This window comes from Candidatus Binatia bacterium, assembly GCA_036382395.1.
Classification (GTDB): domain Bacteria; phylum Desulfobacterota; class Binatia; order HRBIN30; family HRBIN30; genus JAGDMS01.
Window position 1 is genome coordinate 1 of sequence record DASVHW010000190.1, and the last position, 10,100, is coordinate 10,100.

Sequence of the window (10,100 nt, forward strand, 5' to 3'; positions counted from 1 at the left end):
CAGACCGGACACCCCACACTTTCACCCGGGACTCAACGCTGGTTCCTCACCCGATCAGCCCCAGGTCGGCTACTTTCCGACTCACGCACCGACCGGCACGAGCGGGCTACCCGGCAAACACCAATTCAATGGCGACTAAAATGCCGCGTACATGATCTCATACGCTATCATAAACACCAGAGTACTAACTGCGCCCACGAACAAAAGCGCGACCACAGCGAGTATCTCGTTGTGTTCCGTCATCGCAAGCCTCCGCTACTTCTGGTCAAAAGGCGACTAGCTTATGCGGTGCTTCGCGCAACGCACAGGCGCCGCTGCATCCACACCTCCACTCCGCTACCGTGGCGTGGCAGTTAGCTCGTACGCCCTTTTCCACGGGCAGAAGATTCCAGTCGGCATAAACACAACTGATATTTGATATTGTTCGGGCTGGTGCGTGGGCAACGCCATGATCTGCCGAAATGCGGATGTTCATTGCGGGGTCGTTGGAAGGGGCGCGGCGCAGGGGTCTCTTGACTTGAGTCGGTCACTGCGGAGCAGTTGCCCCCCATTTTGTACAGGTGGTATTCGGGAGTATCCCTGACCCCGTACCTGCGACGCCGACATGTGACGTAGGTTCGTCGTTCGAAACTCCCCAGGCGCATAGCCACATCCGCCCCTGACCCTGTAGGTCCCGGACGGTTCCGGCTTGTCCTGCCACAGTCCGAATTAGCCGGCGCCCCGGATCCCTTCGACCGCGGCCGAGGAGATATGCCGGCGGGGTAGAACCTCTGCGAGCGTGAACCCCACGACAACCAGGATAGCCAGCCGTGTGATGAACCGCCGCTGGGAGTTCACCCCCGCCTCACCCGCAGAGCGATCTCACTCCGAGTCCAGATCATTGCAGTTGCCAGCGGCATCTTGGAGGAGTATGTCAAGGACAAAGGAGATTACAGCGATGGCCAAAAAGAAGGCGGCTCGTAGCAAACCCCAAGCGAGTCCGGTCATGTCGCGCGTACAGAGCGGCATCACGAAGATGCAGCGGGATGCTGAAGCGCTGCTCAGTCGTGCGCGCAAGGAAGCAGTTCGTATGTCTCACGAGCAGAAACGGACATTGAATCGCGTCGTCACCGAAGCGCAACGGTTCCGCAACGAATTAGAGAACTCGGCAAAGCGGACCGCCAAGAATCTGGAGTCGGGCTCCAAACGGTTCCTCACGACGTTGGAGAAGAACGCCCAGAAACGCCTGGAGCCGGTGGTGAAGCGCTTCTTTGGACGCAATCTGGCTTCGCGCCAAGAGATCCAGAGCCTAGCCCAGCGAGTGCGGGAATTGGAGCATCTCGTGAAGCAGCATTCGCACCCGGAGGCGCCAGTGGCTCCAGCGCAGCCGTCGCTCTCCTCGCCCGAGCCACCGCGATCTTCCATGGGTGAATAGACCTGGCATCTGCGGTTTGTGGAAGCAGCGATCTGGACCGTTAACCTGGAGGGACCTGCACGCGCCTGCCGTGAGGCAACTGGTTGGGGACTGGGGTGCAGTAGCTACACCATTAGAGTGAAGGTGCCTGCCCGCCCCCAAACGCCCGGCAGTGTTAACTTTGTGATATTTGGGAACCCAGAGGTCACTGCGCCGGCGCAGGTCACCCCGGCGCTGCGCTGTCAAGGAACAGGGCTCGCGGCTGAACGCCAAAACCGAGATCGAGGATTGCCGTTTCCGGCAGGGCCTGGGGTTACCCGCGGTGGACGATCAGGCCGTGGGTTGGGTCGTACGGTGATACGGCGATGGTCACATGGTCGCCGGGAATCACCTTGATATGGAAGCGGCGCAGTCGGCCGCTGATGCGCGCGATGAAGTCGCGACCTTTGTCGCCCCGAATGCGAAAGTGCCCGCCGGCGAGCATCTCCATCACCGTGCCCGGTATCTGCAGCAGGTCGTCGCGACTCATTCGCGATCTCCGAGCTTGAAGCGGGTGCGGGCCGCCTGTCGGCGGCGTCGGCGAATCGCCTCGCGCGTTTTGCGGCGCTTCCGATCCCCGGGCTTCTCGTAGTGCGCGTGGCGCTTGATGTCTTTGAGCAGACCCTCTTTCAGGATCAACTTCTTGAACACGCGCAACGCCGCCTCGACACCGCGCTCGTCCACTACGACCGTCAAAGCCTGAGCCCGGCGCCGGCGGGGATACTCGCCAGCACTCGGCTGAGGGGCCTGTTCGTTGGCTTTACGCTCCAATTCGCTCATTGCCAAGAGTCCTCCCGCTGTTCAATGCCCCTAGGTACCGCCGTGATGGCTGACGACGCCTCTGCCACAACGCACTCGGCGCTGCCTTGAGCCGCAACCCAGACCGCGGGAGCGGCATGGGACGAGTCAATCCAGACACGCACACCCGCCCTTGCCGGGCGCGAAAAGGTTTGTACTGCGAGGTTCACGAGGGGTAGTATCCTTTCCTCTGAGTTAAGGCGCCAATTGCACACGGGAGGCGCGGAAGACCGTGAGTCCCCGCCGAAGCGTTCCAAACTTCGCCGCGACGAGTTTACCAAGACTGGTGCAAGCTGCGGTAAGGCTAGTAAGCGAGCAACAATATCTCTAGTTCGATAGCAAGCGGCGAAGAAAAAGTCGAGAGCACCGGGCATTTTGACATTCCCGCGGTCCGCAAGGCCCCCGGAAGAGGGTAGCAATCAGCCGAAGCCTCTCAGCCGATTGATTGAACTCGCCCCCTTGGCTCTACGTCTCCGTGCCTCGACAAGTGGCAGTAGCGGGCGTGGCTCGCTTGGGCATTGGAGAGATTACATCGCTTGTGATAGGAACGCCCCGAAATGACCCCCAGTGGGGTGCAGGCAGAAGCTAGCAATGTAGGCGCCGTTCCTATTGGGTCCGCTCCCCCGACGCACACTTCCCGGACTCAAACGAATCTGGACAGAGACAGACGGCACCGAGACGAGGCCATGAGCAGGATCTTATGAGCAGGACTTTTGCAACAATCGACGGGAACGAAGCGGTAGCGTCAGTTGCCCACCGCATCAACGAAGTGATCGCCATTTATCCCATCACCCCTTCATCGCCGATGGGCGAGTGGGCGGACCAGTGGAGCTCGGAGCGGCGGCAGAACATCTGGGGCACAGTTCCCCTGGTGGTCGAGATGCAGAGCGAGGGCGGCGCCGCGGGTGCCGTCCACGGCGCGCTGCAGAGCGGCTCGCTGACCACGACCTTCACGGCGTCGCAGGGGCTCTTGCTGATGGTCCCCAACATGTACAAGATCGCTGGGGAGCTGACGCCGACGGTGTTTCACGTCGCGGCGCGGTCGCTGGCGGCGCAGGCGCTCTCCATCTTTGGCGATCACAGCGATGTCATGGCTACCCGCAGCACGGGCTTCGCCTTGCTGTGCTCGTGCTCGGTGCAGGAGGCCATGGACTTCGCGGTCATCGCCCAGGCCGCCAGCCTCGAAAGCCGCATCCCGTTCCTGCACTTCTTCGACGGCTTCCGCACGTCGCACGAGGTCTCCAAGATCGACATGCTCTCCGACGACGATCTGCGTGCCATGATCGATGACCGCCTCGTGCTGCAGCATCGGGCCCGTAAGCTGTCCCCGGACCATCCCGTCTTGCGCGGCACGGCGCAGAACCCGGATGTCTACTTCCAGGCGCGAGAGACGGTCAATCCGTACTACACCGCCTGCCCCGGCATCACACAGAAGGCGATGGACAAGTTCGCGCAGCTCACCGGGCGGGCGTATCGGCTCTTCGAGTATCACGGCGCGCCGGATGCCGAGCGCATCATCATCCTGATGGGCTCCGGTGCCGAGGCGGTGCACGAGACGGTGGATCACCTCAACCAGCACGGGGAAAGGGTCGGCGTGCTGAAAGTGCGGTTGTACCGGCCCTGGGACATCCGAAGCTTCGTCGAAGCGTTGCCGGCAACCACCAAGACACTCGCGGTGTTGGACCGCACCAAGGAACCCGGCAGCGGCGGTGAACCGCTATACCTCGACTGCGTCGGCGCGCTCCATGAAGGCTTGCAAAGCGGCTGGGGTGCTCTGACCAAGTATCCGGCGATCGTCGGTGGCCGCTACGGCCTGTCATCGAAGGAGTTCACCCCGGCTATGATCAAGGGGGTCTTCGACAGCCTCGCCGCCGACAAGCCCAAGGTTCACTTCACCGTTGGCATCAACGACGACGTCACGCATACCAGCATCGCCTATGATCCGGACTTCTCCATCGAGCCGGAGGACGTCATCCGCGGCCTGTTCTACGGCCTGGGTTCTGACGGGACCGTCGGCGCCAACAAGAACTCGATCAAGATCATCGGCGAGGACACCGACCACTACGCGCAGGGATACTTCGTTTACGATTCGAAGAAGGCCGGCGCCGTCACCGTGTCACACCTGCGCTTCGGTCCCAAACCGATCCGCTCCACCTATCTCGTGACGCAGGCCAACTTCCTGGCCTGCCATCTGTGGGTGTTCCTCGAGCGCTACGACATGCTCCAGTACGTCGTGGACGATGGGACATTCCTGCTCAACAGCGCCTACGGCCCCGACGCCGTCTGGAACCATTTGCCGCGGCGCGTGCAGGAACAGATCATCGACAAGCACCTGAAGTTCTACGTCATCGACGGCTACAAGGTCGCGCGCGAAAGCGGCATGGGCGGGCGCATCAACACCGTCATGCAGGTGTGCTTCTTTGCCATCTCCGGCGTACTGCCGAAGGACGAGGCGATCACAGCGATCAAGAAGTCGATCGAGAAGAGCTACGGCAGCAAGGGTGATGAGATCGTGCAGATGAACTTCGCCGCCGTCGACCACACCTTGGCGCACCTGTTCGAGGTGCGCGTGCCGGCGCACGCTGACGGCACCATCGCCATGCCGCCGCCGGTGCCGCTGCAGGCGCCCGCGTTCGTGCAAGACGTGACCGCGAAGATGATCGCCGGTTTGGGCGACAGCCTGCCGGTGAGCGCAATGCCGGTGGACGGAACCTATCCGACGGGCACCGCCAAGTGGGAAAAGCGCAACATCGCGCAAGAGATTCCGGTGTGGGATGAGGCGGTCTGCATCCAGTGCGGCAAGTGCACCCTGGTTTGTCCGCACGGCGTCATCCGCATCAAGGTGTACGAGCCATCGCACCTCGAAGGTGCGCCCGCCAGTTTCAAATCGTGTGCCGCACGCGACCGGGAATGGCAAGCATTGAAGTACACCATTCAGGTAGCGCCGGAGGACTGCACGGGATGCGGTATTTGTGTCGATATCTGCCCCGCAAAGAACAAGACGCAGACCCGGTTGAAGGCGCTCAACATGGCGCCGCAACCGCCACTGCGCGAGCCGGAGCGGGAGAACTGGGACTTTTTCCTGACGCTTCCGGAGATGGATCGGCGCCACATCAAGGTCGGAACGATTCGCCAACAGCAGGTTCAGGAGCCGCTGTTCGAATTCTCCAGCGCCTGCGCCGGCTGTGGCGAGACGCCGTACATCAAACTGGCCACGCAGCTGTTCGGCGACCGCATGCTCGTCGCCAACGCCACCGGCTGTTCATCCATCTACGGCGGCAACCTGCCCACGACCCCGTGGACACAGAACGCCGCGGGCCGTGGACCGGCATGGTCCAACTCGCTCTTCGAGGATAACGCCGAGTTCGGCCTGGGGATGCGTCTAGCGATCGACAAGCAGAAAGAGTACGCCTCCGAGCTGCTCAAGAAGATGGCCAGCAAGGTCGGTGACGGCCTGGCGCAGGCGATCCTGACCGCAGAACAGAAGGACGAGGCGGACATCTTCGAGCAACGCGAACGCGTGGAAGCGCTCAAAGAGAAACTGCGCGCCCTGGACACTAACGAAGCGCAGCAACTGCTCGCCGTGGCCGACATGCTGGTGAAGAAGAGCGTCTGGATCATCGGCGGTGACGGCTGGGGGTATGACATCGGCTACGGCGGCCTCGATCACGTGCTCGCTACCGGGCATGACGTCAACGTGCTGCTGCTGGATACCGAAGTCTATTCGAACACCGGTGGACAAATGTCCAAGGCCACGCCGCGTGGTGCGGTCGCGAAGTTCGCCGCCGGCGGAAAACGAGCGCCCAAAAAGGATCTGGGCATGATGGCGATGAGCTACGGCAGCGTCTATGTGGCGCGGGTGGCGATGGGGGCAAAAGACGAGCATACCCTCAAGTCCTTCCTGGAGGCCGAAGCGTATCCGGGCGCCTCCTTGATCATCGCGTACAGCCACTGCATCGCCCACGGCATCGACATGACGACGGCGATGCAGAACCAGAAAGCGGCGGTCGATTCCGGGCAGTGGTTGCTGTGCCGATACCATCCCGATCGGGTGAAGACCGGCGAGAATCCGTTACAGCTCGATTCGGCGCAGCCCAAGATTCCCGTAGAGCGATACATGTACATGGAAAACCGGTTCAAGATGCTCACCAAGAGCAACCCGGAAGACGCCAAGCAGCTCCTGAAGGAAGCACAGCATGACGTCGATACGCGCTGGCGTCTGTACCAACACCTCGCCGGGCACAAGCCGACCCCCGAGTCCTGAGCGGACGGAGACTCAGGACTCAGCACTCGGGACTGTTAAGGGAGCCGCGCACAATGGACCTCAGGACCACGTACTTGGGCATGACCCTACGGACACCGCTGGTGCCGTCGGCGTCACCGCTGTCTCAAGAGATCGACAACATCCGGCGCATGGAGGACGCGGGCGCGTCCGCCGTCGTCTTGTACTCGTTGTTCGAGGAGCAACTCGTCCTCGAACGTTATGAGCTGAACCGTCGCCTTACACAGGGCACCGAGAGCTTCGCCGAAGCACTGACGTATTTCCCCGAACCGAGTCAGTTTCATCTCGGACCCGAGGGCTACTTGAATCACATCCGCAAGGCCAAGACGGCGGTCAACATCCCCGTCATCGCCAGCTTGAACGGCACGTCGATGGGCGGGTGGACCAGCTACGCGAAGCAGATGCAAGAAGCCGGCGCCGATGCCTTGGAGCTCAACGTCTATTCCATCCCGACCGACCCGGAGCAGACCGTCGATCAAATCGAGCAAACGTATATCGACATCCTCAACGCGGTCAGCTCGGTGGTCACCATACCGGTGGCGCTGAAGCTCGGCCCGTTCTTCAGCAACATGGCGCGCATGGCCCGGCGCATCGACGAAGCCGGCGCCAACGCGCTGGTGCTGTTCAATCGCTTCTACCAGCCGGACATCGACCTCGAGGCGCTCGAAATCCGCCCGCGCGTGTTGCTGAGCACGCCGCAGGCGCTGCGTCTGCCGCTCACGTGGATCGGCATCCTGTACGGCCGTATCCGCGCCAACATGGCCGCCACGAGTGGCATCCACGCGGCCGAGGACGTGCTGAAGCTGCTGATGGTGGGCGCCGACGTCACGATGCTGTGCTCGGTCCTGCTGCAGCACGGCATCGATCACATCCGCGTAATCGAGCAAGGTATACGCGACTGGATGGACGCTCACGAGTATGTCTCGGTACAGCAGATGAAGGGGAGCATGAGCCAGCAGAACTGCGCCAACCCGTCCGCCTTCTCACGCGCCCATTACGTCGGCACGCTACAGAGCTACAAGCCTGCCTAGACGGCGATCGTCTGCGATCGCTCCGGCTCTGGTACATGTCTCTCGCGCTTTTGGCGATGGCTGCACCCGCACTGATCGCACCGTTCACCGCTCAGCACCTCGCCGGCACGTGCCTTCTGGCATCAGCGGTGGGTGCCTTAGTGGTACCGAGTGCGTATTCTCGATCTGTCGGCGCTTCGTGTTTATGGCGACGTGCATTCCCGTGATGGTTCGGTCGTCATCGGCTGATCATCTTGACGATCTCGAACCACGCGATACTCAACAGTCCGGCCAACAGACACATGGCGATGTCGGGCACGTGGAGCGCAGACATGCGAAAGAGTTCACGCGACGCTGGAAGGTAGAGCACGAGGAGTAGCAGCGCCAGCGCGCTCCCGGTAACCCACCAGAGTGCCCGGTTCGGTGACCGCAACGTGCCAACGACAGTGCGATGCCACGAGCGGTTGGAAAAGATCAGCCCAAGGTTGGCGATGATCAACGTAGTGAAGGTGAGCGCACGGACCTCACCCTCTCCCTGCCCCCGATGCAGGCTGATGAAGAACACAGCAAGTACGATGACGAGGACGCTGACACCCTGGAGGAGACTCAGGGTGACCATATGCGTCCCGAACAACGGCTCCCGCGGGCTGCGAGGCGGGCGGCGCATGATTCCGCCGTCCTCCGGCTCCGCCTCGAACACCACCGAGCAGGCCGGCTCGATGATCAGGTGCAAGAAGGCGATGTGTACCGGGAGCAACAACAGCGGCAGCCGGAAGGTCACCGGCACGAGCGACATTCCGACAATGGGGACGTGAATGGCGAGGATGTACGCCATGGCGTTCTTGAGGTTGTCGAACACCCGGCGCCCGAATCGGACGGCGTGAACGATCGAGGAAAAATCATCGTCGAGGATCACAAGGGCAGATGCCTCTCGGGCCACGTCGGTACCGCGTCCCCCCATGGCGATGCCAATGTCGGCCGCCTTCAAAGCCGGCGCATCATTGACACCATCGCCCGTCATCGCCACGACCTCGCCGGTGGCCTGCAGCGCCTGGACCAGCCGCAACTTCTGCTCGGGCACGACACGCGCAAAGACGTTGGCGGTAGGAAGGCGTTGCTGGAGTTCAACATCGTTCAACTGATCGAGGTCGGCTCCAGTGATCACGTCATCCGGGGCTCGCAGACCGATCTGTCGGGCAATGCTCTGGGCCGTGTGGGGATGATCGCCCGTGATCATCACCACACGGATGCCGGCGGCGTAGCATTCGACGATGGCGGCGGGCACGGTGTCGCGCACTGGGTCCGCCAGCCCGGCCAACCCGACAAGCTCGAACTCGAAGTCGTGCTGCTCGCTGGGCAAAGACTCGGGCTGGAAACACGCTCGCGCGATACCGAGAACGCGCAGCCCTTCGCCCGCCATGGCCTCGACCCGTGCAGACAGGATCGCCTGCTGTTCGGCACTCAGGTGACAGAGATCGGCGATGGCTTCCGGTGCCCCCTTGGCAGCGATGACGTGCTCGTGTCCGTCGGGTGACCGCCACACGTGTGAGAGTGCCAGCAACTGATCGGACAACGGGTACTGGCGGACGAGCGACCAGTTGGGGTGCAGGTGCTCGGTACCGGCCAGCCGCCGATCGCCAAGCACCTGGAATGCTTTCTCCATCGGATCAAAAGGATCACGCTGACTGGCCAAGACGCCAAACTCGGCCAATTCGTGAACGGCTTCTGGCAAGGGCAGCGACACATCCGCGGGTACGTCATAGAACGTTTCGCCCGCGCAAAGTTTTCTTACCGACATCTGGTTGAGCGTGAGCGTCCCGGTTTTGTCGACACAGAGCACGGTGGCCGAGCCCAGCGCCTCGAGGGCCGGAACCCGACGTGTCAGAACACGCTGCTGCGCAATGCGCCACGCGCCGAGTGCCATGAACACCGCGAGCACCGCAGGAAACTCGTTCGGCATGATGGCCATCGCCAAGGTCAGGCCGGCGAGAAAACCGTTGAGCCAATCTCCCCGCGTCAACCCATAGGCAACGACCGCCAGCGTGCACAGTCCGACACCGATCAGGGCCAGCCAGCGGACCAGCTTGCCAGTCTCCCGCTGCAGTGCGCTGCTCTCCGGCGCCACTGTCTGCAACGCCTTCCCGATCATGCCCATTTGGGTGCGCGGACCGGTTTGCTGCACCACCGCGATCCCTTGACCCTTGGTGACCAGCGTACCAGCGAAAACGAACGGCTGCCCATCGCCACCGGGCCGGTCCATTGTAGTAGCGTTATCCCAGGTGGTCTTCCGAACTGGCACGGATTCGCCCGTCAGGAGCGACTCGTCGGCCGACAGGTTCAGGCAAGACAGCACGGCGGCATCCGCGGCGACCCGGTCGCCTTCGGACAGGACCAGAACATCCCCTCTCGCCACCTCACGGCCGGCAATGCGCTGTCGCACCCCGTCCCGGATGACGAGCGCCCTTGGGCTAGTCAGGTCACGCAGCGCCGCAAGGGCGCGCTCTGTCTTGCGTTCTTGGTACAAGGTAATGCCGGCCACCAGGAAGACGAAGCCCAAGAGGATGAGTGCCTCCTGGAG

The 10,100-nt window shown here is 62.3% G+C and carries 6 protein-coding genes; 3 read left to right on the forward strand and 3 right to left on the reverse strand.

What is annotated here, in order from left to right; all coding sequences use genetic code 11:
• The first annotated feature begins 937 nt into the window (after positions 1-937).
• Positions 938-1,414, forward strand: a complete 477-nt coding sequence (locus VF515_08725) for a hypothetical protein (protein ID HEX7407715.1) — start codon at positions 938-940, stop codon at positions 1,412-1,414.
• Positions 1,415-1,706: 292 nt separating this feature from the next.
• Here VF515_08725 and infA read toward each other — a convergent pair whose 3' ends face one another.
• Together infA and rpsU are read right to left on the reverse strand one after the other, a co-directional pair.
• Positions 1,707-1,922 carry a translation initiation factor IF-1 gene (gene infA, locus VF515_08730; GenBank protein HEX7407716.1) on the reverse strand — a complete coding sequence of 72 codons (216 nt, stop codon included), beginning with the start codon at positions 1,920-1,922 and terminating at the stop codon, positions 1,707-1,709.
• The gene (gene rpsU / locus VF515_08735; protein ID HEX7407717.1) at positions 1,919-2,212 is read right to left on the reverse strand and encodes a 30S ribosomal protein S21; all 294 of its coding nucleotides are present in this window, start codon (positions 2,210-2,212) and stop codon (positions 1,919-1,921) included. The genes infA and rpsU overlap by 4 nt, the downstream gene beginning before the upstream one ends.
• Positions 2,213-2,930: 718 nt before the next feature.
• Between rpsU and nifJ the strand changes: the two genes are divergently transcribed.
• Together nifJ and VF515_08745 are read left to right on the forward strand one after the other, a co-directional pair.
• Positions 2,931-6,494 carry a pyruvate:ferredoxin (flavodoxin) oxidoreductase gene (nifJ, locus tag VF515_08740; GenBank protein ID HEX7407718.1) on the forward strand — a complete coding sequence of 1,188 codons (3,564 nt, stop codon included), beginning with the start codon at positions 2,931-2,933 and terminating at the stop codon, positions 6,492-6,494.
• A 53-nt stretch (positions 6,495-6,547) separates the two neighbouring features.
• Positions 6,548-7,543, forward strand: coding sequence for a dihydroorotate dehydrogenase-like protein (locus VF515_08745; protein ID HEX7407719.1), 996 nt, complete (start codon positions 6,548-6,550; stop codon positions 7,541-7,543).
• Positions 7,544-7,760: 217 nt separating this feature from the next.
• Here VF515_08745 and VF515_08750 read toward each other — a convergent pair.
• A partial coding sequence (locus VF515_08750; GenBank protein ID HEX7407720.1) for a cation-translocating P-type ATPase occupies positions 7,761-10,100 on the reverse strand: 2,340 nt, incomplete at its 5' end.

What these genes read in the sequence shown, in the direction of transcription:
- VF515_08745 (HEX7407719.1), top strand. Translation starts at nt 6,548, where the DNA reads ATGGACCTCAGGACCACGTACTTGGGCATGACCCTACGGACACCGCTG.
- VF515_08725 (HEX7407715.1), top strand. Translation starts at nt 938, where the DNA reads ATGGCCAAAAAGAAGGCGGCTCGTAGCAAACCCCAAGCGAGTCCGGTC.
- infA (HEX7407716.1), bottom strand. Translation starts at nt 1,922, where the DNA reads ATGAGTCGCGACGACCTGCTGCAGATACCGGGCACGGTGATGGAGATG.
- nifJ (HEX7407718.1), top strand. Translation starts at nt 2,931, where the DNA reads ATGAGCAGGACTTTTGCAACAATCGACGGGAACGAAGCGGTAGCGTCA.
- rpsU (HEX7407717.1), bottom strand. Translation starts at nt 2,212, where the DNA reads ATGAGCGAATTGGAGCGTAAAGCCAACGAACAGGCCCCTCAGCCGAGT.